This is a genomic window from Sphingomonas sp. JUb134 (genome assembly GCF_004341505.2).
GTDB lineage: Bacteria > Pseudomonadota > Alphaproteobacteria > Sphingomonadales > Sphingomonadaceae > Sphingomonas.
The window spans coordinates 1761168-1782629 of record NZ_SLYP02000001.1 but is presented as its reverse complement, the minus strand read 5'-3'; the positions used below and the strand labels follow the sequence as shown (position 1 = coordinate 1782629).

23 protein-coding genes and 1 tRNA gene are annotated in these 21462 nt (G+C 67.7%); 15 read left to right on the top strand and 9 right to left on the bottom strand.

Features of this window, described 5'->3' with window-relative positions:
• Positions 1–60 precede the first annotated feature (60 nt).
• The 9 genes from EDF69_RS08525 (at position 61) to EDF69_RS08485 (ending at position 9678) form a co-directional block, all read left to right on the top strand.
• Positions 61–1104 (top strand): rod shape-determining protein, encoded by a 1044-nt coding sequence (locus EDF69_RS08525; protein ID WP_125960494.1) that lies wholly within the window; start codon positions 61–63, stop codon positions 1102–1104.
• A gap of 70 nt (positions 1105–1174) precedes the next feature.
• Complete coding sequence (gene mreC, locus EDF69_RS08520; RefSeq protein WP_339538073.1) at positions 1175–2038, top strand: rod shape-determining protein MreC; 864 nt, start codon at positions 1175–1177, stop codon at positions 2036–2038.
• The gene (mreD, locus tag EDF69_RS08515) at positions 2035–2547 is read left to right on the top strand and encodes a rod shape-determining protein MreD (protein ID WP_339538071.1); all 513 of its coding nucleotides are present in this window, start codon (positions 2035–2037) and stop codon (positions 2545–2547) included. The genes mreC and mreD overlap by 4 nt, the downstream gene beginning before the upstream one ends.
• The gene (gene mrdA, locus EDF69_RS08510; RefSeq protein ID WP_132882810.1) at positions 2544–4595 is read left to right on the top strand and encodes a penicillin-binding protein 2; all 2052 of its coding nucleotides are present in this window, start codon (positions 2544–2546) and stop codon (positions 4593–4595) included. Before mreD ends, mrdA begins: the two co-directional genes overlap by 4 nt.
• Before the next feature lie 10 nt (positions 4596–4605).
• A complete protein-coding gene (gene rodA, locus EDF69_RS08505) occupies positions 4606–5739 on the top strand; it encodes a rod shape-determining protein RodA (protein WP_132882809.1) in 1134 nt (377 codons plus the stop codon).
• 107 nt (positions 5740–5846) lie between these two features.
• Positions 5847–5922 (top strand) — tRNA-Lys (locus EDF69_RS08500).
• Positions 5923–6217: 295 nt separating this feature from the next.
• A complete protein-coding gene (locus EDF69_RS08495; protein ID WP_132882808.1) occupies positions 6218–7228 on the top strand; it encodes a ferritin-like domain-containing protein in 1011 nt (336 codons plus the stop codon).
• Positions 7229–7253: 25 nt separating this feature from the next.
• Positions 7254–8285, top strand: coding sequence for a ferritin-like domain-containing protein (locus tag EDF69_RS08490; RefSeq protein ID WP_125960500.1), 1032 nt, complete (start codon positions 7254–7256; stop codon positions 8283–8285).
• A gap of 40 nt (positions 8286–8325) precedes the next feature.
• Complete coding sequence (locus EDF69_RS08485; RefSeq protein WP_132882807.1) at positions 8326–9678, top strand: Nramp family divalent metal transporter; 1353 nt, start codon at positions 8326–8328, stop codon at positions 9676–9678.
• Between the two features lie 13 nt (positions 9679–9691).
• On the opposite strand, the gene EDF69_RS08480 is transcribed toward EDF69_RS08485, so the two are convergent.
• Together EDF69_RS08480 and EDF69_RS08475 are read right to left on the bottom strand one after the other, a co-directional pair.
• Positions 9692–10147 (bottom strand): DUF1465 family protein, encoded by a 456-nt coding sequence (locus tag EDF69_RS08480; protein ID WP_132882806.1) that lies wholly within the window; start codon positions 10145–10147, stop codon positions 9692–9694.
• Positions 10148–10228: 81 nt separating this feature from the next.
• Positions 10229–10426, bottom strand: coding sequence for a YdcH family protein (locus EDF69_RS08475; protein WP_132882805.1), 198 nt, complete (start codon positions 10424–10426; stop codon positions 10229–10231).
• A 152-nt stretch (positions 10427–10578) separates the two neighbouring features.
• Between EDF69_RS08475 and EDF69_RS08470 the strand changes: the two genes are divergently transcribed.
• Positions 10579–10734: a YdcH family protein gene (locus EDF69_RS08470; RefSeq protein ID WP_132882804.1), complete on the top strand. Its 156-nt coding sequence runs from the start codon at positions 10579–10581 to the stop codon at positions 10732–10734.
• Between the two features lie 103 nt (positions 10735–10837).
• Here EDF69_RS08470 and EDF69_RS08465 read toward each other — a convergent pair whose 3' ends face one another.
• The 4 genes from EDF69_RS08465 to EDF69_RS08450 all read right to left on the bottom strand — a co-directional run bounded on the left by EDF69_RS08465 (position 10838) and on the right by EDF69_RS08450 (position 13581).
• Positions 10838–11170, bottom strand: a complete 333-nt coding sequence (locus EDF69_RS08465) for a PilZ domain-containing protein (protein ID WP_272695560.1) — start codon at positions 11168–11170, stop codon at positions 10838–10840.
• Between the two features lie 94 nt (positions 11171–11264).
• Positions 11265–11732 carry an RNA polymerase-binding protein DksA gene (gene dksA, locus EDF69_RS08460; RefSeq protein ID WP_125960506.1) on the bottom strand — a complete coding sequence of 156 codons (468 nt, stop codon included), beginning with the start codon at positions 11730–11732 and terminating at the stop codon, positions 11265–11267.
• Positions 11733–12479: 747 nt separating this feature from the next.
• Entirely contained in the window at positions 12480–12992 is a 513-nt protein-coding gene (locus EDF69_RS08455) for a hypothetical protein (RefSeq protein ID WP_204991342.1), read from the bottom strand.
• A gap of 79 nt (positions 12993–13071) precedes the next feature.
• A complete protein-coding gene (locus EDF69_RS08450; RefSeq protein WP_125960507.1) occupies positions 13072–13581 on the bottom strand; it encodes a host attachment family protein in 510 nt (169 codons plus the stop codon).
• Positions 13582–13694: 113 nt separating this feature from the next.
• Between EDF69_RS08450 and serS the strand changes: the two genes are divergently transcribed.
• From serS to rimO, 5 genes are all read left to right on the top strand, one after another.
• Complete coding sequence (serS, locus tag EDF69_RS08445; protein WP_132882803.1) at positions 13695–14975, top strand: serine--tRNA ligase; 1281 nt, start codon at positions 13695–13697, stop codon at positions 14973–14975.
• Between the two features lie 41 nt (positions 14976–15016).
• Positions 15017–16096, top strand: coding sequence for a peptidoglycan DD-metalloendopeptidase family protein (locus EDF69_RS08440; protein WP_132882802.1), 1080 nt, complete (start codon positions 15017–15019; stop codon positions 16094–16096).
• A complete protein-coding gene (locus tag EDF69_RS08435; protein ID WP_132882801.1) occupies positions 16093–17136 on the top strand; it encodes an NAD-binding protein in 1044 nt (347 codons plus the stop codon). Before EDF69_RS08440 ends, EDF69_RS08435 begins: the two co-directional genes overlap by 4 nt.
• Entirely contained in the window at positions 17136–17492 is a 357-nt protein-coding gene (locus EDF69_RS08430; protein WP_132882800.1) for a DMT family protein, read from the top strand. The genes EDF69_RS08435 and EDF69_RS08430 overlap by 1 nt, the downstream gene beginning before the upstream one ends.
• A 63-nt stretch (positions 17493–17555) precedes the next feature.
• Positions 17556–18905 (top strand): 30S ribosomal protein S12 methylthiotransferase RimO, encoded by a 1350-nt coding sequence (gene rimO / locus EDF69_RS08425; RefSeq protein WP_132882799.1) that lies wholly within the window; start codon positions 17556–17558, stop codon positions 18903–18905.
• A gap of 289 nt (positions 18906–19194) precedes the next feature.
• Here rimO and EDF69_RS08420 read toward each other — a convergent pair whose 3' ends face one another.
• Genes EDF69_RS08420 through EDF69_RS08410 form a run of 3 tightly spaced genes read right to left on the bottom strand, consistent with a single transcriptional unit; the run spans position 19195 to position 21397 of the window.
• A complete protein-coding gene (locus tag EDF69_RS08420) occupies positions 19195–19575 on the bottom strand; it encodes a c-type cytochrome (RefSeq protein WP_132882798.1) in 381 nt (126 codons plus the stop codon).
• Positions 19572–19922, bottom strand: a complete 351-nt coding sequence (locus EDF69_RS08415; RefSeq protein WP_132882797.1) for a hypothetical protein — start codon at positions 19920–19922, stop codon at positions 19572–19574. The genes EDF69_RS08420 and EDF69_RS08415 overlap by 4 nt, the downstream gene beginning before the upstream one ends.
• Complete coding sequence (locus tag EDF69_RS08410; protein WP_132882796.1) at positions 19919–21397, bottom strand: GMC oxidoreductase; 1479 nt, start codon at positions 21395–21397, stop codon at positions 19919–19921. The genes EDF69_RS08415 and EDF69_RS08410 overlap by 4 nt, the downstream gene beginning before the upstream one ends.
• Positions 21398–21462 lie beyond the last annotated feature (65 nt).

Sequence of the window (21462 nt, the reverse complement as noted above, 5' to 3'; positions counted from 1 at the left end):
GGTCCGGAACAGGTGCGAACTGCCGCGACGGGGGCGACGCGGCGATAGACGGAACAACTGATGGCGCTCTTCTCCCGCTTCTTCAAATTCATGTCGCACGACATGGCGATCGACCTCGGCACCGCGAACACGGTGGTCTATCTGCGCGGTCGCGGTGTCGTGCTGAACGAGCCGTCGGTGGTAGCCGTGGAAACGCTCAACGGCGTCAAGAAGGTGAAGGCGGTCGGCGACGACGCCAAGCTGATGATGGGCAAGACGCCGGGCTCGATTGAGGCGATTCGCCCGCTTCGCGACGGCGTGATCGCCGACATCGATGTCGCCGAGCAGATGATCAAGCACTTCATCGAGAAGGTGCACGGCAAGCGCCGCTTCGTGCGCTGGCCGCAGATCGTGATCTGCGTGCCGTCGGGCTCGACCTCGGTCGAGCGCCGCGCGATCCGCGACGCTGCCTCCAATGCCGGCGCGAGCCAGGTGTTCCTGATCGAGGAGCCGATGGCGGCCGCGATCGGCGCCGACATGCCCGTCACCGAGCCGATCGGCTCGATGGTCGTCGACATCGGCGGCGGCACCACCGAAGTCGCGGTGCTCTCGCTGCGCGGCCTCGCCTATTCCACCTCGGTGCGCGTCGGCGGCGACAAGATGGACGAGGCGATCGTCAGCTACGTCCGCCGCAACCACAACCTGCTGATCGGCGAGGCCACGGCCGAGCGCATCAAGCAGGAAGTCGGCACCGCCAAGCCGCCCGTGGACGGCATCGGCAAGGTGATCCACATCAAGGGTCGTGACCTCGTGAACGGCGTGCCCAAGGAAATCCAGATCAACCAGGGCCAGATCGCCGAGGCGCTGGCGGAGCCGGTCAACACCATCGTTGAGGGCGTTCGCATCGCGTTGGAGAACACCGCGCCCGAGCTGGCCGCCGACATCGTCGACCAGGGCATCGTGCTCACCGGCGGCGGCGCCTTGCTGCATGGGCTGGACGAGGTGCTGCGCGACGAGACCGGCCTGCCCGTTTCGGTTGCGGAAGATCCGCTGACCTGCGTGGCGCTGGGCACCGGCCGTGCGCTCGAGGACGAGATCTACCGGGGCGTTCTGCTCGCCGTCTGATGGGGGGTTGCCGGCCATGGCGCCGCAACGCGACCGGCGTCCGGGCTTTTCGCGCCGGGCGCAATATGGATTGTTCCTGGGCTATGTCGCGGCGGCGGCAGGGGCGCTGATCGCGGCTGCCCTGCTGCTGCTGTCGACGTTCCACCCCGCAGCGTTCGCAGCCGCGCGCGGCGTCGTGCGCGAAGGGACGGCACCCGTTTCGCTGGGGCTGCGCCACGTCCGCGACTTCCTCGCGAGCGGTCCGGCGGCCGTCTCGGAGCATTTCCGGACGGCGAGTGAGAACCGTCGGCTGCGCGCCACGCTGAAGCAGGACGAGGCCCTGGTGCAGCGCGCACGCCTCCTGGCGCGGGAGAATGCGCGGCTGCGGCGGCTTCTCGAGGTGCGGGAACTGCCGATCCAGGCCGTGGCCACGGCCCGGCTCGTGAGTTCGAGCGCGTCGAGCACGCGGCGCTATGCCGTGCTTGCCGCCGGCTACAGCCAAGGCGTGCGCTCCGGTCAACCGGTTCGTGGACCGGAAGGGTTGCTGGGCCGTGTGGTCGAGACCAGCGCCAATACCGCACGCGTGGTTCTGCTGACCGACCCGGACAGCGTCATTCCCGTTCGCCGTACTCGCGACGGGCTGCCCGCGATTGCCAGCGGCCGTGGCGACGGGTTCGTGGACGTGCGGTCCGCGAACATCGCGAACGCGCCGTTCCTCGCGGGGGACATCTTCGTGACGTCGGGGATCGGCGGCATCTATCCGCCCGGGATCCCGGTTGCCCGCGTGCTCCAGAATGCGCGCGACACCGCGACCTCGCGGGTCTTCGCCCAGCCCGACCGCGCGGATTATGCGCTGGTGCTGCAGACTTTCTTGCCGCCGTTGCCGCCGCCCCCCGCCTTCCCGGCTTCGAGCGCGTCGTCGCCCCCCGCTCCCGCCCCGGACGCGGCTCCGTGAGCACGCCCGTGCCGATCGAGCTTTCGGTGCCCGAACCGCCCTATCGCCATTGGCGTCCAGCCGTGGTGATGGTGCTGATCGGATCGCTGATCACCATCGTGCCGATCATCGCGACCATCCCGTTCCTGCCCCCGTTCGGGCTGCTGGCCCTGCTCGCGTGGCGGCTGTTTCGATCGAATGCCTTGCCGGCCTGGGCGGCCGCACCGCTGGGCTTGTTCGACGACCTCGTGAGCGGCCAGCCGCTCGGCAGCGCGATGCTGCTCTGGTCGCTGTGCCTCATCGCCCTCGACGTGCTGGACACCCGCCTCGTCCAGCGGGACTTCTGGCAGGACTGGCTGATCGCAACCGCGGCTGTGGCGCTTTGCCTGGCGCTTGGCCGGGTCTTCGCCGGCATGCTTTCGGCCTATGTGGACGGCCCCTTGCTCATCCAGACGGCTCTTTCCGGGCTGCTCTTTCCTGCGATCACCCGCCTCTGCGCCTGGCAGTATCGCCGGAGCGCCGGCAGGTGAGCCGCCCGTCGCGGGTGGTTACCGAGGCGACCCAGGCCTTCACCTTCTCCCGTCGCGCCTTTGCGCTGGGGGCGATGCAGGGCGGCATGGGCTTGCTGCTCGCCGGGCGGATGGCGTGGCTCGCCGTCGCCGAGAACGAACATTACGAACTGATGGCGGAAAGCAACCGCGTCAACATGACGCTGGTGCCGCCGCGCCGTGGCTGGATCGTCGACCGCAACGGCGCGCCGATCGCCAACAACCGCACCGATTTCCGCGTCGATATCATCCCGGACCGGCTGGAGAATCCTGCCCGCGTTCTGGGGGTGCTGCGGGATCTGCTCGCGCTGCCCGCCGAAGACATGGAGCGGATCGAGACTGACCTGAAGCGCAGCCGCGGGCTGCAGCCGGTTCAGGTCGCCGAGAACCTGCCTTGGGAGCGCTATGCCGCGCTCAGCGTTCGCCTGCCCGACCTTCCAGGGGTCGTCCCGGCACGCGGCTTCTCGCGCAACTACCCCATGGGAGCGGCCGTTGCCCATCTGACGGGCTATGTGGGAGCCGCGTCGGCCGAGCAGTATCAGGAGACCAAGGACCGCCTGCTCATCACACCGGGCTTCAAGCTTGGCAAGGATGGCCTTGAAAAGACGCTGGAAGTTCGGCTCCGCGGGGTGCCGGGAGAAAAGCGGGTGGAGGTCACCGCCCGCGGCGAGCCGGTGCGCGAACTCGCCACCCGTCCGGACCGCCCCGGCCAGACCGTCCGCCTGACGATCGACGCGGGGCTGCAGGAATATGCGGCCCGCCGCCTGGGCACCAATTCCGGCGCCGCGGTCGTCATCGACTGCCTGACCGGGGACATCCTGGCGATGGTGTCGATGCCCGCCTATGATCCGAACAGCTTCTCCGACGGCATCGGCCGGCTCGAATGGAAGATGCTTTCGGAAGACGACCACATCCCCTTGATGAACAAGGTGCTCCAGGGGCTGTATCCCCCCGGCTCGACGGTCAAGCCGATGAACGCGCTGGCCCTGCTGCAGGCGGGCGTGCACCCGCAGGAGACAGTGTTTTGTTCAGGCGCGATGCGCGTCGGTACCGGCGTCTTCCACTGCCACAAGCGCGGCGGCCATGGCCCCACCAACATGCGCCGCGCGGTGGCGCAGAGCTGCGACATCTACTTCTACGAGATGGCACGCCGGTTCGGCTACGACATGTTCGCAAAGGTCGCCCGCTCGCTCGGGCTCGGCCAGACCTTCGACCTGCCGTTTTCCTCCCAGCGCTACGGGACCATGCCGGATTCGGCGTGGAAACTGAAAAAATATGGCAAGCCCTGGACCGTGGCCGATTCGCTCAATGCGTCGATCGGTCAGGGGTACGTGCTCGCCAACCCGCTCCAGCTGGCGGTGATGGCGTCCAGGCTCGCCTCGGGTCGCGCGCTTCAGCCTCGGCTGCTGCTGAACGGCCGCGCTCCTACCGCACCGCTGCTCTCGGCAACGCCCGAGCAGATGGCGATCGTGCGGGATTCGATGTTCGCCGTGGTCAACGACGGTGGTACCGGCGGCGCGGCACGGATGCAGGTGCCGGGTGTCACCATCGCCGGCAAGACGGGCAGCGCCCAGGTCCGCCGCATCACCATGGCAGAGCGCCGCTCCGGTGTGCTCAGCAACGCCCAGTTGCCCTTCAAGCTGCGCGACCACGCGCTGTTCATCTGCTTCTCGTCGGCGGACAACCCGCGCTACGCGGCGGGTATCGTGCTGGAGCACAACGCCCACCTGATCCGGAACCTGGACACCCCGATCATCGCGCGCGACATCTTCACCTATCTCTATGACAAGGAGCGGGCGATGAAATCGCTGGCGGAGTTCGAGCCAACCTGGGGCGGCGACATCGCCACACGCATGCGGGCGGAAGCAGCCGCCTTCCAGGCAGCCAACGCCGCTGCGCAGGTAGCGCCCGCCCCCGCAACGGTCGACACGCCGGAGGCGGTCGGCAACGCCGTCGATGCGGCGATCGCCAACCAGGCCGTGCCCGAAGGCGACGTCGCCCAGTCCAACACCAGCCGTAGTCCGGAGTGAAGCGGCCCGAATGAAGCGCATCAAGAACTCCGGCGTCGGCCTCGGCCTTGTTCCGTCGGCGCTCGCCCAGCTGCCGTGGCGGATGCTCGTGCTGGTGCTGGCGATCGGCGGATTCGGGCTGGTGGTGCTGTTCTCCGCCGCCGGCGGCAGCATCAATCCGTGGGCGCTCCGCCAGGGCATCCGCTTCCTGGTCTTCGTCGCCGCAGCGGTAGTGATCTCGCGCGTCCGCCTCTCGGTGTGGCAGCAAGGCGCGCTTCCCGCCTATGCGGTGATCGTCGTCCTGCTCCTGCTGGTGGAACTGCTGGGGGCGGTGCGCGGCGGGAGCCAGCGATGGCTCGACATCGGCATTATCCGGCTTCAGCCTTCCGAACTGATGAAGCCTGCCATCGTCCTGGCCCTGGCGCGCTTCTACGACCTCCTGCCGCCTTCCGAGATCCGGCGCTTCGGCGCGATCTGGCCTGCGCTCGCGCTGATCGGCGTCCCCGCCGCGCTGGTGATGCTGCAGCCCGATCTCGGCACCGCGCTGATGATCACCGCGGGCGGCCTGACCGTCATGTTCCTGGCAGGCTTGCCGCTGCGGCTGTTCATCGGTGGCGCGCTGGCGTTCGTCGTGATCGTGCCCGTGGCGTTCAACTTCCTGCTGCACGACTATCAGCGCAACCGGGTGTTGATCTTCCTGGATCCGGAAAGCGACCCGCTGGGTGCCGGCTATCACATCAGCCAGTCCAAGATCGCGATCGGCTCCGGCGGCATCTTCGGCAAGGGCTTCCTTCAAGGCACCCAGAGCCACCTCGACTACCTCCCCGAAGGTCACACCGACTTCGTCTTCGCCACGATGGCCGAGGAATGGGGCCTGATCGGCGGCGTGCTGCTGATCCTGGCGTTCTTGCTGGTCATCCGCTGGGGCGTGAACGTGGGCGTGCGCTCGAACACCCGCTTCGCCCGCCTTGCCGCGGCCGGACTCGCCACCACCATCTTCTTCTATGTGGCGATCAACCTCATGATGGTGATGGGCCTCGCACCCGTGGTGGGCATTCCCCTGCCGCTCGTCAGCTATGGCGGATCGGCCCAGATGACGGTGCTGCTGTCGCTCGGCATTCTGATGTCGATCGACCGGAGCAACCGCGATCAGCAGCGCTGGTGAAAAAACTTCGCCGCACTGCATTTTTGGGGTTGGCAGGCTCGGGGGACGTTGCTAGTTGGCCGCCTCCAACGCGGCGGGCCTAGCCCACCGCCCTCGCCAAAGGCGACGGACGCATAGCTCAGTTGGTAGAGCAGCTGACTCTTAATCAGCGGGTCCTTGGTTCGAGCCCAAGTGCGTCCACCACCTTCCTCCTCAGAAACATGACGATCTGACGGCAGGATAGGTGTGCGTGTTGGATAGCGGGACCTATCCTGCCCCCCCTTCATTCATGACACCGCTCGTCGAGGCGACCCAGCCTGTAGTGGCTCGCGTTTGGCATGCTGCCGAAAGACAGTTGGTAATCGACGCAATCGCCGGTAACAGCAGCGGTTCGGACACGGACCGCCCTTGCCGGATCGGCATGGGCGGGCGTGCCGTCGGGAGCTGAGCGCGGCAACACCGCAGAACGGCGGACCGACGTGTTCATTGGGAGGCGTTGATGAGCGACGACACGGGGCTGGACGAGGTTCTGGACACGCAGGAGCGGCGCCGCGCCGACCGGCGTGATTTCCTGCGCTATGCGGGCGGCTTCACCGTCGCGGCGGCAGGTGCGGCGCTGGTCAGCGCCTGTGGCGGCGACGACGATGACGACGGCGGCTCGTCGAGCCCCACGCCGACCCCGACGCCCACCCCCACGACCTCTGCGACGAGCGGGATCAGCGATGCCGACATCCTGAACTTCCTGCTCCAGATCGAGTATCTCCAGGCGCAATTCTATGCCCTGGCGACCACCGGCAGCGGGATCGCCAGCACCCTTCTCACCGGTACGGGTACGCAGGGCAGCGTGACGGGTGGCGCGAAAGTCACTTTCAGCGATGACGTGGTCGGCCAGATGGCGCGGGAGATCGCGCAGGACCAGCTCGCCCATGTCGAGTTCATGCGCAGCGCGCTGGGCACCTCGGCGGTCGCCCAACCTGCCATCGACCTGAGCGTCAGCGCCACCAGTGCCTTCTCGGTGGTTGCCCGTGCGGCCGGCATTATCGGCACCGGCGAGACCTTCAATCCTTATGCCAGCGACGAGAACTTCCTTCTCGCGGCATTCCTGTTCGAGGATCTGGGGGTCAGCGCCTATCGCGGTGCGGCAACCCTCATCAAGAGCAGCACCCTGCTTCAGGTGGCGAGCGGCATCATGTCGACCGAGGCGTATCACGCCGCCATGGTCCGCACGACGCTCTATACCAAGGGCTCGACCAATCCCGATTTGATCACGCGCGCCGACGGTCTGTCCAACGCGCGCGACGGCTATGACGGCAGCAGCGACCTGGACCAGGGGATCAGCAACCGTGGCGACGCGAGCAACATCGTGCCGACTAACGACGACGGCCTGGTGCTGGGTCGTTCGTTCAAGCAGACGCTGAACGTCCTCTTCTTGAGCGCGGCGGCGGCAGACAAGGGCGGCTTCTTCCCCAACGGGGTGAACGGCGCCGTCAAGACCAGCGACGCCAACTGACGCACCGACAGGCAGGAAGCTTACCATGGATCAGCAGGAACCCCTCCAGCAGGTGCTCGAAGCCAGCGACAAGCGTCGCGCCGAGCGCCGTGAATTCTTCCGCTATGCAGGCGGCTTCGGCATCGCCGCGGCCGGTGCCGCGGTGCTGTCGGCGTGCGGCGGCAACGATGACGACGACGCGGGTACGGTGACCACTGCGGCCACCCCGACGCCCACGCCGACCGGATCGGCAACCGCAACGCCGACGCCGACGCCCACGGCCACCGAAGCGGACGTGCTCAACTTCGCGCTGAACCTCGAATATCTCGAGGCGCAGTTCTATGCCTTCGCCGCGACCGGTGCGGGCCTGCCGTCGAACCTTCTGTCGGGCGCCGGCACCGCGGGCGAGGCGACGGGTGGACGCCAGGTGAACTTCACCGATCCGCTGGTGGCGCGCTATGCGCGCGAGATCGCAGCGGACGAGCAGGCGCACGTCGCCTTCCTCCGCCGCACGATCGGCACTCCGGTGATCGCGCAGCCGGCGATCGACCTCGGCACGTCCGCCACCAGCGCCTTTGCAAGCGCCGCGGTCGCCGCAGGCCTGATCCAGCAGGGGCAGACGTTCGATCCGTATGCGAACGACGAGAACTTCCTGCTCGCGGCGTTCCTGTTCGAGGACGTGGGCGTCACCGCCTATCGCGGCGCCATTCAGTATCTGAGCACCACCAGCTACATCGACGCGACGGCCGGCATCCAGGCGTCGGAAGCCTATCACGCGGGGCTCGTCCGTACCGTCCTCTACCGCAAGGGGGTCAACATGGCGTCGCTGCTGGACGCCACCGACAAGATCTCCAATGCGCGCGACGCGCTCGACGGCGCCGGCAGCGACACGGACCAAGGCGTCCGGCTGGTGAACAATGCGTCGAACATCGTGCCTTCTGACGGAACGGGGATCGCGTTCGCGCGTACCCCAACGCAGGTTCTCAACATCGTCTATCTCGGCAACAAGGTCGCAACCAGCGGCGGCTTTTTCCCGAAGGGTGTGAACGGCCTGCTCAAGTCCAGCGCGGCGCTCTGAGGCCCGCGAGAAACACCGAATACCGAGGAAGAATGGCAGAATGACCCCACCCCCGGCGAGTTCTTCACCGCTCGCCGGGGGTGCCGCCGCACCCCGGGCACCCAGCCTCCCCGGCGCCAACCGCAGCATCAGCGTGCCTGCAGGCGCCGGCAGCTTCTGGCGAAAACTGGGCGCCTTCGCGGGCCCAGGCTACCTCGTTGCCGTCGGCTATATGGACCCGGGCAACTGGGCGACCGACCTGGCGGGCGGATCGGCCTTTGGCTACACGCTGCTGTCGGTCATCCTGATCTCCAACATCATGGCGATGGTGCTGCAGGCGCTGTCGGCAAAGCTCGGCATCGTGACCGAGCTCGACCTGGCGCAGGCATGCCGCGAGCAGTATTCCACGCCCGTCCGCTGGATGCTCTGGGTGCTCTGCGAACTGGCGATCATCGCCTGCGATCTCGCCGAGGTGATCGGCACCGCGATCGCGCTCCAGCTCCTGTTCGGCATTCCGCTTGCGCTCGGCGTCTGCCTGACGGCGGTCGACGTCATGCTGATCCTGCTTCTTCAGCAATATGGCTTCCGCAAGCTCGAGGCGTTCATCGTCGCGTTGCTGATCATCATCGCCGGGTGCTTTGCGGTCGAGCTGTTCCTGGCGCAGCCGAGCCTTGCCGGCATCGCCGCCGGGCTGATCCCCAAGCCGGAGATCGTCACCAACCCGGCCATGCTCTATGTTGCGATCGGCATCCTCGGCGCGACGGTGATGCCGCACAATCTCTACCTGCACTCCTCGATCGTGCAGACCCGGCGCTTCGATCGCTCGCTGGAGGGGCGCAAGGAGGCGGTGAAGCTCGCCACCATCGACAGTTCCGTCGCGCTCATGCTGGCGCTTTTCATCAATGGCTCGATCCTGGTGCTCGCCGCCGCGACGTTCCATACCGCCGGGCGAACCGATGTTGCCGAGATTCAGGACGCGTACGCCCTGTTGACGCCCATGCTGGGCGCGAGCGTGGCAAGCATCCTGTTCGGCATCGCCCTGCTCGCGTCCGGGCAGAATTCCACGCTGACGGGCACGCTCGCCGGCCAGATCGTCATGGAAGGCTTCCTGGATCTGCGGATGCCGGTTTGGATGCGGCGCATGATCACCCGGCTGATCGCGATCGTGCCGGCGGCCGTGGTTGCGACCTGGTATGGTGCGAGCGGCACGGCACAGCTGCTGCTGGCGAGCCAGGTGGTGCTCAGCCTCCAGCTTCCGTTTGCCGTCTATCCGCTGGTGCAGATCACGAGCGACCGCCGGCGCATGGGCAGCTTCGTCAACGGGCCGGTCATGAAGATCGCGGCGTGGGCGATTTGTGCCGCAGTCATCACGCTGAACTGCGTGCTGCTGGGGCAAGTTGCCGGGCTGCTGTAGCCCGGGGCCCCGATCAGAAGCTGGCGGAGAGCCTGTCGAGCATGACGCGCGCGGGGCTTGCAGCATCCGCTCCTTGAGCGGCATCCAGCCGCTCCACCCGCCGGTAAAGGTCGATGCTGGCCTCGATCAGCACACGGGCCGGCTCCGGAAGCAGCGCGAGCACATCCTCGGCAGTCTCCGGCGCGATCCCGATTGCGCGGCTGCTCGTGAGAACGGGTCGTGCCTCCACTTCTCCGGTCTCCCGAGCCCGCTGGGTCAACAGCCAGGAGGTCACGTGCATCAGCCGCGTCGTCAGCTTCAGCGATTCGCAGGAGAAGGCGACCCGCGCGATCGGATCCAATCGGCCGCGGTCGCGCTTGCCGGCCAGGTCGAAATAGGCCCGCGCTTCGTCAGCGAGCAGCATCGCCTCGACGTGGAGCGGGCCGATCAGCCGGTGATGCAGCGCAGGAGGCGGAGCGAAGCGATCCATGGCCCGTGGAGATGCCACAGCTGGTTGCAGTGCGATATGATCAAGAACAAGGATGCGGTCCCGTTCTGAAACGCGCACGGGTCAGGCGATGATGTCGGGGATCAGCTGGTCTTCCAGGGCCGCAATCTCGTCGCGCAGGCGCAGCTTGCGCCGCTTGAGCCGGGCGATCTGCAACTGGTTGGGACTTGCCTGCACCACCAACGCGGCGATCGCATCATCCAGGTCGCGATGCTCCACGCGCAGGTGCTCCAGCTGGGTCGTGATCTCGGGATCGTGCATCCGCTAACCATTGCCTGTGTCGAGGAAGGGTGCAACGCTCCGTCTGCACTTTCCGCACGGCGCGTCGAAAGCGCACGGCTAGTGCGGAGACAAGCGGAGAATCGCGTGTTCTAATGCTCCTCCCCCAACCCCAACAGCAGAGGATTGCATCCATGCAGACTGGCCATCTCGCCGCGCTTGAGGCGAAGCACGCACTGCTCGACAGCCAGATCATGGCCGAGTCGCGACGCCCGTCCCCGGATCAGGAGACGCTCGCCACGCTCAAGAAGCGCAAGTTGCAGATCAAGCAAGAGATGACGGCGCAGTGATGCCTTCGGGCGCGGGTCGAAAGATCCGCGCCCCACGACCCCCGCATGCCCCTGCGCCCGCAAAGCGCGTGCAGAGCGCGGGGACCTCACCAAAGCTGCAGGATCAAAGCGGACGCTTGAGCGGTTGTGCTTCTGGCTTGCGAACGGTGACCGGCTTGCGTGCAGCCTTCGGGTCGATCTCTTCGACAAAGGCGACACCGATGCGCCCTTCGGTGGACCAAGCCACCGTCCCGCGCACCAGGCCCACGCCTCGCAGATCGATCTCCACTTCGGCTCCTACGGGCAGCACCGGCCCGTGCTCTGCCATCAGGCCGCCTGCCGAAAGGTTTCTGATCCGCACCGGCACCGGATCGCCGCGCCCCACCCGCCGCAGCGTGGCAGTGAGCAGGAGGCTGTCGCGATCCTGGGCGCGCTTGTGCTGGCCGTCGGGGGAAATATCCTCGCTGATCCTATCTACTCCGAACGCGTGCTTCGGCAGACCTCAACCAGCAACTCCTTACCCAAAAGTTAACGGTGCGGCGATGTGAGGCCTACTCCTCGCGAGAGATCTTCTCCTGCCGCTCGTGTCGCTCCTGCGCCTCGACGGTCATGGTGGCGATCGGCCGCGCTTCCAGCCGGCCCAACGAGATCGGCTCTCCCGTCACTTCGCAATAGCCATATTCGCCATCTTCGATGCGGCGAAGGGCCGCGTCGATCTTTGCGATCAGCTTGCGCTGGCGATCGCGGGTGCGCAGTTCGATCGACCAGTCGGTTTCGCTCGATGCACGGTCCGTCAGGTCCGCTTCGCGAAGCGAGTCCACCTGCAACTGGGAAAGCGTGCCCTGTGCCTCGCGGTGGATCGCTTCCTTCCACGCGAGCAGCTTCTGTCGAAAATATGCCTGCTGCCGCAGGTTCATGAACGGCTCGTCCGAACTTGGACGATAGCCATCGGCGACCTGGTCATTGGCCGCAACGGGCGGTGTGTCAGATTGCCCGGTCAAATCAAATACACTTGCCATCCCCACTCTCCACCCCGGTCTCCCGCCCGAACGTACTGGCGGGGGAACCGCCTGTGCCTGGCGCGCCTATACTGACAAGCACAAGCCATCACAAGCGCCACAAAGCCGCAGGAACACTAGCTTTTATCCCGATCGACTTCGGGGAAATTCTGGATACCGCCGATCATGACTTGGAAGCTTGCAGATGTTCCGACCTGCGAACACTTCCGCGTCCGTACCATAACGACACAAGCGCCCCGGCGGCGCCAAGAAGGCTGTAAACGCACGCCACTATATGGTTATAGATGCGTTAATGGTCTCTCGCTCCACACGGTGCGCCGGACCCGGTGCGTGCGAGCGTAGCGCCGCCGTCATCCGACGGCTGCGACTCCTGCCAAAGATGAAGAGTGGCACTATGTCGGTTCGTATGGCCTTGGCGAAACTCTGTGCATGCGCCTGTGGGGGCGCATTGGTCGGAGGCGGCGCCGTGCACGTGGCCGAGAATCCGACCAGCTACGGCATCACCAAACGCATCGTCCCGAAGAAGCGAGTCGCGCGCCAGGAGACTCCCCGCCCCACCAAGCGGCTGCTTCGCAACCCGGTAGTCGCAACTGCCGCCTGTCCGCCGCCCGTGGTGACGGTCGCCGGGGCGCCGGAACCGTCGGTCCCGCCCCCCGTCTATGTGGGTTCGAGCGGCGAGGTGCCGATCGCGCCGAGCGGCGGGAGCAGCGGTCCTGTGGTCGTCGGCGGCACCGGTGGTGGTGGCTTCTACGGCGGCGGCGGCTTCTTTGGGGGCGGTGGCTTCGTCGGGGGCACCGGCGGGTCGAGCGGCATCGTCATCTCCTCGACCACGAGTTCCAGTTCGAGCGGGGGCTCGACGTCGAGTGGAGGATCCTCAACCTCAACGGGGGGATCCTCCACTTCGACTGGCGGCTCGTCCACGTCTACGGGGGGCTCGTCGACCTCCACCGGTGGCTCGTCCACCTCGACGTCGACCGGAGGCTCCTCGACCTCGACGGGCGGGTCCTCGACGTCGACCTCCACCGGCGGATCGTCGACCTCCACCAGCAGCGGCGGATCCTCGACGTCCACCTCGTCCTCGACCTCGAGTTCCTCCTCGACGTCCAGTTCGACGTCGACCAGTTCCGGCAGCTCGCATGGCCATCCGCCCGGTCCTCCAGGACCTCCGGGACCGCCCGCTCCGGTGCCCGCACCGCCGATGCTGCTGCTGTTCGGCGGCGCCGCCGCGGCGCTGGTCGGCCGCCGCCGCTTCGCCCGCAAGTCGCAGGCCGAAACCTCCGCATAGAAAAGGCCGCGCGATCGCCTCGCGCGGCCCTTCCTCTTTCGGGGCTCGTGCGCGTCAGGCGTCGAGCAGGAGGCGCTCGATCTGATCCACCGGATGCCCGGTCAGGTCCTTGTCCAGTTCCCCGATCAGGCGGGTGCTGACTTCCTTGTGGTAATGCTTGCGCAGTTCGCCGAGCGTCTTGGGCGGCGCAACGATGATCAGCTTGTCGAACTCGTTGCTGAGCGCGCGCTTGCGCAGCATCTCTGCGGTCTCTGCGGCAAATCGATCCTCCTCCAGCTGGTGGAAGTCGGTTTCCTCGAAGGTGCCGCGCGAAGGCGCAAACTGCGCGCCGCCACCCTGGGCATGCATCGAGCCGTTGCGGGCCACGGACGGGGCGCCGGGGCCGGACTGGGTGGAAGACGCGGTTCCGGACGCATCCCGCTTCTGGTCGCTGTCCTTCGGGTTCGGATGGATTTCCTTGGCCTCGACCTGCAGGTTCGGCTGCACCGCGTCACCCTCGTTGCGCAGGAACAGCATCTTGCGGCCGTCGGCGACAAGCACGAAGGCGTCGTGGGGGATCTGCATGGAAGGGTCTCCTCTCGTTCCAGTTGCCAGCCCAACGCATCGTTCGCCGTACAGGTTTCCCCGGTTGGTCTTGCGGCTTGCACGGCGCGGAACGCCCGGCCATAGCCGCGGCCATGCACGACATCCGTTTGATCCGCGACGATCCCGCAGCCTTCGACGCAGCGCTAGCCCGCCGGGGCCTGGCGCCGGTATCGGCCGAGCTCGTCGCCCTGGATGAGCGCCGTCGCGCGCTGGTGACCGAGCTGCAGCAAGGACAGGCCCGTCGCAACGAAGCGTCCAAGGCGATCGGCGCTGCGAAGGCAAAGCGGGACGAGGAGACCGCCGCTGCCCTGATGGCCGAGGTGGCGATCCTCAAGGAACGGCTGCCCGCCCTGGAAGCAGAGGAGCGCACGGTCGGCGAGGACCTCACCGCGCGGTTAGCGTCCATCCCCAACCTTCCCCTCGCCGACGTGCCGGAAGGTGCCGACGAAGACGACAACGCCCTGGTGCACGAGCGCGGCCAGCCCCGGAGCTTCGACTTCGCCGTCCGGGAGCACGACGCGATCGGCCCCGCGATCGGCCTCGACTTCGAAACCGGCGCGGCGCTGTCCGGGGCACGCTTCACGCTGGTTCGCGGCGGCGCCGCACGGCTGCACCGTGCGCTCGGCCAGTTCATGCTCGACACGCTTTCCGATGCGCACGGCTTCGAACAGGTCGTGCCGCCGCTGTTGGTTCGGGACGAGGCGTTGTTCGGAACCGGGCAGCTGCCCAAGTTCGCCGAGGACCTGTTCCGGACTACCGACGGGCGCTGGCTGATCCCGACCGCCGAGGTCAGCCTCACCAACATCGTCGCCGGCAAGATCCTGAGCGAGACGGAGCTGCCGCTGCGCTTCACCGCGCTGACGGCCTGCTTCCGCTCCGAAGCGGGTGCGGCCGGTCGCGACACGCGCGGCTTCATCCGCCAGCACCAGTTCGAAAAGGCGGAGATGGTCTCCATCACGACGCCCGAGCAGTCGGAGGCGGAGCATGAGCGCATGACCGCCGCGGCCGAGGACATTCTCACCCGCCTGGGCCTGCCGTTCCGCCGCATGAAGCTGTGCACGGGCGACATGGGCTTCTCGGCAGGGCGCACCTACGACCTGGAGGTGTGGCTGCCGGGCCAGGATCGTTATCGGGAAATCTCGAGCTGCTCCACCTGCACCGATTTCCAGGCGCGCCGGATGAACGCGCGCTTCCGGCCCGAGGGTGAAAAGGCGACTCGCTTCGTCCACACGCTCAACGGCTCCGGCCTGGCCGTGGGGCGCACGCTCGTGGCAGTGCTGGAGAATTACCAGCGCGGCGACGGCAGCGTCGGCGTGCCGGACGTGCTGCAGCCCTATCTGGGCGGACTGGAGACGCTCGCGCCGACGCGCTGAAAACCGGTTTGCCGGCCAGGCAAGGGATCGAGGGGGAACGCATGATCGGCCAACGCGCTTGCTGCCGCGCTCTGCCCTTGCTGGCACTGGGGCTGCTGAGTGCCTGCATTCCCGGCGGCCGGCCGCAGCAGATCCCGTCGAGAACGGTGGCGGGGCCGCCGGACGACCGGACGGGCAGCGCGCAGCCGCAGGCGGAGGGCGTCACTGCGCCGCCGACCGCGCCGCCCGCGTGGGAGGTCAACCGCGTCGTGGCGGACGCCCGGACCGTCGCGCAGGACGTCCACACCGTAACTCGCGGAGAGACGCTGCGCGCGATCGCGAACAAGACAGGCGCGGGATCAGAAGCGATCGCGCGTGCCAACGGTCTCGCCCCGCCCTTCACCATCTATCCGGGGCAGAAGCTCACCATTCCGGGTGGTCGCTACCATCTGGTGCGCGAGGGGCAGACCGGCATCGCCATTGCCCGCGCCTATGGCGTGCCCTGGTCGAAGATCGTCTCCGCCAACGGGCTGGAGGATCCCTATATCCTCCGCACCGGACAGCGGATCCTCATCCCTGGCGCCGCGGCGACTGCCGGCATGAGCGTCGCCGAACGGGCCGCTGCCTTCCGCCTCGACATCGACGACATCCTGACCGGCGGCGAACCGGCGATCGAGCCGGAGGACAAGCCCGCCCGAGCCACCGCTTCGCCCGCCCGCGTGCTGCCCCCCAGTGCAGCGGTGGCCCCGCCCGCGCGCCTGGCCGGCCAGTTCCAATGGCCCGCCAGCGGCACCGTCTCGAAGCGGTTCGGCGCGGGCGAAAGCGGGGAACGCAACGACGGCATTAAGATCGCGGTGCCGCTCGGCACGCCCGTGCTCGCGGCGGCGGACGGCGTCGTCGCTTATGCGGGCAGCGGCGTTCCGGGCCTTGGCGGCGTCGTCATCCTCCGGCACGGTGACCGCTACACCAGCGTCTATGGGCATGCGAAGGAGTTGCTCGTGCAGCGGGGGCAGTCGGTCAAACGCGGACAGCAGATCGCGGTTTCGGGAGAGACCGGCTATGCCGCCCGACCGCAATTGCACTTTGAGATCCGCCAGGGCCGCGCGCCCGTCGATCCGCTGTCGAAGCTGCCCGCGCGGTGAACCGGCGCGAACCCTCCCACCGAACGCTCAGGCGAGCGTCCCAGACGCCGGTCTGGGCCCAGATCGCCTGGCGGGTGGTGGCGGTTCTCTCGCTGCTCGCGCTCGCCATCAGCGTCCACTGGTTCGACCGCACCGGGCTGCGGGACAATTACGACGGCGAGGTCAGCTTCCTCGACGTCATCTACTTCACGATGATCTCCATCACGACGACGGGCTATGGGGATATCGCGCCGGTGTCCGAGCGCGCCCGCCTGTTCGACGCGTTGATCGTCACTCCGATCCGGGTCTTCGTGGTGCTGCTGTTCATCGGCACCACCTATCAATTCGTGCTTCGACGTACTTGGGACCGATGGCTGATGGCGCGCATCCAAAAGAATCTGGAAGACCATGTGATCGTCGCGGGCTTCGGCAAGACCGGTTCCGAGGCGGTCGCCGAACTGATCGCTCGGGGCGAGATGCCGCAGCGGATCGTCGTCGTGGACCGCGATCAGGACAACCTCGCCGCGGCCGAGGCATTTGGCTGCACCGTTCTCCAGGCGGATGCAACGCGCGACACGGTCTTGCAGGACGTGCGCGTCGCAAACGCCCGGACGATCATCGTGGCGGCCGGGCGGGACGATACCTCCATCCTGATCACGCTCACCGCGCGCCATCTGGCGCCGACGGTGCCGATCAGCATCATCGTCAAGGCAGAGGACAACGAACTGCCGGCGCGGGCAGCGGGCGCCACGACCGTGATCAACCCGATCAGCTTTGCCGGATTGCTGCTGGCGGGATCCTGCCGCGGACCGCACATGGCGGACTATATCAACGATCTCGCCTCGATCGGCGGCCCCGTCGCCTTGTCGGAGCGCCCCGTCCGGCCGGAGGAGATCGGAAAACCGCTCTCGGGGATCACGACCGGGCTTGGCGTACGCGTCTATCGCGGTGACCGCTTCTTCAGCTTCGCCGAAGCCGAGGCGGCATCGCTCCAGTCGGGAGATCTGATCGTGGAGATCGTCCCGAACCGGAAAACGGCCTCCGGGCCGACGCTGCCCTGATGCCGGAGGTCGCGACCCGGTTGCTGCCGATCCTGCTGCTGGTCTGCTCCAACCTGTTCATGACCTTTGCCTGGTACGGGCATCTGAAGGTCCGCAGCGCGCCGATGCTGCTGATCATCCTGGGCAGCTGGGGCATCGCGTTCTTCGAATATTGCCTGGCCGTGCCCGCGAACCGCATCGGCGCGCAGGTCTATTCGGCCGCGCAGCTCAAGGCGATGCAGGAGGTGATCACGCTGGCGATCTTCTGCGCCTTTTCCGTGCTCTACCTGGGGCAGAAGATCACGGTGAACCACCTGATCGGCTTTGCGCTGATCGCGTTGGGCGCCTGGTTCGTGTTTCGCGCGCCGGCGGGTTAAGCGCCGGCAAACCCCTCCTGCCCCTATCTTTTTCGCACGAAATCACTATGTCGCGCGGCGATCATGGCAACCAGACTTCCTGAAGCCCCCAAAGTGGGGATGGTCTCGCTCGGCTGTCCGAAGAACCTCGTCGACAGCGAACGGATCCTCACCAAGCTGCGTAGCGACGGCTACGGGCTGTCGCCGGACTATGCCGGCGCAGACGTCGTGCTCGTCAACACCTGCGGCTTCCTCGATTCCGCCAAGGAGGAGAGCCTCGAGGCGATCGGCGAAGCCATCGCCGAGAACGGCCGCGTCATCGTCACCGGCTGCATGGGCGACGAGGCCGCGGCGATTCGCGCCCGCTTCCCCAACGTCCTCGCGATCACCGGCGCGCACCAGTATGAGTCGGTGGTCGAGGCCGTGCATGAGGCGGCGCCGCCGATCCCCTCGCCCTTCGTCGATCTGGTGCCGGAGGCGGGGCTGAAGCTCACGCCGCGCCACTACAGCTATCTGAAGATTTCCGAGGGCTGCAACCACCGCTGCTCCTTCTGCATCATCCCGGCGATCCGCGGCGACCTGGCCTCGCGGCGTCCTGACGCGATCCTGCGCGAGGCGGAGAAGCTGGTGGCGGCCGGCACGCGCGAGCTGCTGGTCATCAGCCAAGACACCTCCGCCTACGGCATCGACATCCGCGACCAGCCGCGCATTTGGAAGGGCGCCGAAGTTCGCCCGCACATGACCGACCTTGCCCGCGAGCTCGGCAAGCTCGGCACGCCCGACCAGCCGGTCTGGGTGCGGCTGCACTATGTCTATCCCTACCCGCACGTCGACCACGTCATCCCGCTGATGGCGCAGGGGCTGATCGTCCCTTACCTCGACATCCCGTTCCAGCACGCCAGCCCCAAGGTGCTGCGTTCGATGAAGCGCCCGGCCAACGACGCCAAGGTGCTCGAGCGGCTCCGCGGCTGGCGTGCGGTCTGCCCCGACATCGCGATCCGCTCGTCCTTCGTGGTCGGCTTCCCCGGCGAGACGGAGGAGGACTTCCAGTATCTCCTCGACTGGCTGGACGAGGCGCAGCTCGATCGCGTCGGCGCATTCCGCTTCGAGCCGGTCGAGGGTGCGGCCGCCAACACGCTTCCGGACCCGGTGCCGGAGGAAGTGAAGGAAGAGCGCTACACCCGCCTGATGGAGAAGACCGCTGCGATCTCGGCAGCCAAGCTCCAGGCAAAGGTCGGCCGCACCATCCCGGTCATCATCGACGACGTCGATGAAGAGGGCGGCGCCACCGGCCGCTCGCAGGCAGATGCGCCGGGCATCGACGGCGAGGTGTTCCTGCGCGACTCCGGCCATCTCGCACAGGGCGACATCGTCCCCGTGCTGGTGGAGGATGCCGACGAGCACGACCTCTACGGGGTGCCGGTCAACCGCTGATCCGCGGCTGGTTCCCCGTTAGGGAGCCGAGAGCGGGCTGGCTTCTGAGTACCACGGCGTCCGGCGAAAGTCGGCGCCGTTGCGGGCATTCAGTGGGTACGCCGAGTTCGCCATACCGGTGCCTCGGCCATCTTCGATCCATAGACCCTACCTTCCTCCGAAAGGACGGTGAGAGGGTCCCTCCTCCTGCTTTTGCTCCCGCGCATGCGGGAGCCCAGAGTACCGCGCGCGAACCGCTGTTGCCCCCTGATCCGGACTCGCGGATGCCGGGCCGTGGCTGCTCGGAACTTCATTCTCCTGGAAGACTGAGCGCGTAGCGGGCGACCTCGGCCGCCTGCTTCCGGTTCTCGAGCCCCGCGAAGGCCATGCGGGTACCGGGCACGACGCCGTTCGGGTCGAGCAGGAACGCGGTCAGCCGCGGCTCGTCCCAGCCGCCCTCCAGCTTCTGCATCGCGGGGGAATAGCCATAGCCGGGTAGGCTCCCCGCGCGCCGGTCGGCGAGACCCGCGAGAGTTGGACCGAGCGCAACGGCGCCCGGCGTGGTGCGATGGCAGGTCTGGCAGGCAGCGAAGGCGGCGGGTTGCGGGAGCGCGGCGCGCGGCTTCTCGCCCCGGCACCCGGAGAGTGCCGCCAGCAGCAGCAACCCCGCGGCCCCGCCCAGCGCCTTCATGCGGTGACCCCGTGATAGGCGGCGGCGAAGGCCAGCACCTCTGTCGAGGCGAGCAGCCAGCCATCCACCTGCCGGGTCCGGCCCTCTGCGAAGTCTGCCGCCACCAACGCCGCCAGGCGCTCGCCGTCCGGCGTGCCGAGTGCCCGCCAGCCGGCACGCACGGCATCACGGGAAAGCGCCGGGTCACAGCGCACGCAGGCGCGGCCGACACTCGCCATCGCGTCCTGGCGGTAGCGCTGCTCCGGCGAGCCGCACAAGGTGCGGCGGACCGGCGGCAACGCCAGGCCTGCGCCGCCGGCCAGCAGCGCACCGGCCCCGGCGGCGAAGCCGCGGCGCGAGAGCTTCATGCGAAATGCTCCTGTCTGAGATGATCGGAAAGCCGTAGCGCGAGGGCGGTCAGCATCATCGTGGGCGATCCGCTGCCCGCGGTCGGGAACACCGAGCTTCCCGCGGCATAGAGGTTGCCGACGCCGTGCACGCGGCAGTCGCGATCGACCACCCCCCGGCGCGGATCGTGGCTCATGCGGGTCGTGCCGGTGTGATGATAGCCGATGTCGAGTTCGGGGAAGTCCGGCCACGGCGCATCGGGATCGTAGCGCAGCCGCAACCGGCCGAGCCCGCGCCGGCCGGTCTCCTCGGCGAAGAGCATCAGGCTGCGGTGGAGCGAGCGCTTGCCCTCGTCCGCCAGCGCCCAGTGGAGATTGAGGATCGGCATGCCCAGCGCGTCCACCGCATCGGTGAGGGTCACGCGGCTCTCGGGGATCGGCCGCGGCTCCAGCCGAGCGGCGACGCGGTAGCGGGTCGGCTCCGCCCGGCAGTAACCGCGATCGACCGCCCAGCCCGCGGTGTCGAGCGGGTGGGCGAGCGCGGTGGAAAGGTCTTCGCCGCGGATGCTGCCGGCGTCTCCGGCGGCGATGCCGTCCTGGAGCCGCTTGGCAGCGGCACCGCCGGCGGTAGGCTGCTCGTAGACGGGCGTCACCCGCAGAAAGACGTCGTCGATCCGCTCCCGCCTGAGCGCTGCGTCGGTGAGCAGGAAGTGGCTGACGGTGTGGGTATCGCCCGGATAGTCCTGGAACGCCATCAGCCGGTCCATCGGCACGGCCGGATTGCGGGCGAAGTCCTGGTAGATCACGACATGGTCCGTGAAGTAGCGCCCGACCTGGTCGTGAGCGTTGCCGAGGCCCGCCGCGAACGGCCGGCGCGAGGCGAGCAGCACTCGGGCATTCTCCACCCCGCCCGCGGCCAGAACGAACACGCGGGCGCGCACCTTCGCCTCGGTACCGGCGAGCGTGCGAACCGTCGCCTCCTCGATGCTGGTGCCACCCGCGGAGCCGACCAGCTCGGTCACGTTCGCGTGGTGGAGGAAGCGGATGTTCGGCGCCTTGGCGACCGGAGGCGCATAGCGGGCAAAGGTGCGGTTGCCGGTCTGGGGATTGATCGGCGCGACGAACGTCAACCGGGTCTCGAACAGCTGCGGGTCGAGCGGCCAACCCTGCGTCGCCAGGCGCCGACGCCAGGCTTCCGGCGACCAATCGACGGTGTCCTCCCGGAACAGCACCCGCTTCGACGCCTCCGGCAGATAGCCGGCCACGTCGGCAAGGGCGATGGGCCAGCCGGTGTTGGGGATGCCCGGCCGCGCCGCGAAGTCGCGGTCGAGAAAGCGGTAGCAGTGCCCCGACCAATGGTTGGTCGTCCCGCCGATGTAGCGGAGGCGGGAGGCCTGCAGCGGATAGGGAAGCCCGCTGACTGTTGCATTGCCGTTGAGCTGCTCCACCTCCCGCTCGATCCCCTCGCCACCGCTCTCCAGCAGCAGCACGCGCACCCCCGTGCCGGCGAAAGGTGAGGCTAAGGTTAGGCCAGCGGCGCCCGCTCCGATGATGCAGAGAT

Coding starts and splice junctions, on each gene's coding strand:
- EDF69_RS08525 (WP_125960494.1), top strand. CDS start 61: ATGGCGCTCTTCTCCCGCTTCTTCAAATTCATGTCGCACGACATGGCG.
- rodA (WP_132882809.1), top strand. CDS start 4,606: ATGAAGCGCATCAAGAACTCCGGCGTCGGCCTCGGCCTTGTTCCGTCG.
- EDF69_RS08495 (WP_132882808.1), top strand. CDS start 6,218: ATGAGCGACGACACGGGGCTGGACGAGGTTCTGGACACGCAGGAGCGG.
- EDF69_RS08490 (WP_125960500.1), top strand. CDS start 7,254: ATGGATCAGCAGGAACCCCTCCAGCAGGTGCTCGAAGCCAGCGACAAG.
- EDF69_RS08485 (WP_132882807.1), top strand. CDS start 8,326: ATGACCCCACCCCCGGCGAGTTCTTCACCGCTCGCCGGGGGTGCCGCC.
- EDF69_RS08480 (WP_132882806.1), bottom strand. CDS start 10,147: ATGGATCGCTTCGCTCCGCCTCCTGCGCTGCATCACCGGCTGATCGGC.
- EDF69_RS08475 (WP_132882805.1), bottom strand. CDS start 10,426: ATGCACGATCCCGAGATCACGACCCAGCTGGAGCACCTGCGCGTGGAG.
- EDF69_RS08470 (WP_132882804.1), top strand. CDS start 10,579: ATGCAGACTGGCCATCTCGCCGCGCTTGAGGCGAAGCACGCACTGCTC.
- dksA (WP_125960506.1), bottom strand. CDS start 11,732: ATGGCAAGTGTATTTGATTTGACCGGGCAATCTGACACACCGCCCGTT.
- EDF69_RS08450 (WP_125960507.1), bottom strand. CDS start 13,581: ATGCAGATCCCCCACGACGCCTTCGTGCTTGTCGCCGACGGCCGCAAG.
- serS (WP_132882803.1), top strand. CDS start 13,695: ATGCACGACATCCGTTTGATCCGCGACGATCCCGCAGCCTTCGACGCA.
- EDF69_RS08440 (WP_132882802.1), top strand. CDS start 15,017: ATGATCGGCCAACGCGCTTGCTGCCGCGCTCTGCCCTTGCTGGCACTG.
- EDF69_RS08430 (WP_132882800.1), top strand. CDS start 17,136: ATGCCGGAGGTCGCGACCCGGTTGCTGCCGATCCTGCTGCTGGTCTGC.
- rimO (WP_132882799.1), top strand. CDS start 17,556: ATGGCAACCAGACTTCCTGAAGCCCCCAAAGTGGGGATGGTCTCGCTC.
- EDF69_RS08420 (WP_132882798.1), bottom strand. CDS start 19,575: ATGAAGGCGCTGGGCGGGGCCGCGGGGTTGCTGCTGCTGGCGGCACTC.
- EDF69_RS08415 (WP_132882797.1), bottom strand. CDS start 19,922: ATGAAGCTCTCGCGCCGCGGCTTCGCCGCCGGGGCCGGTGCGCTGCTG.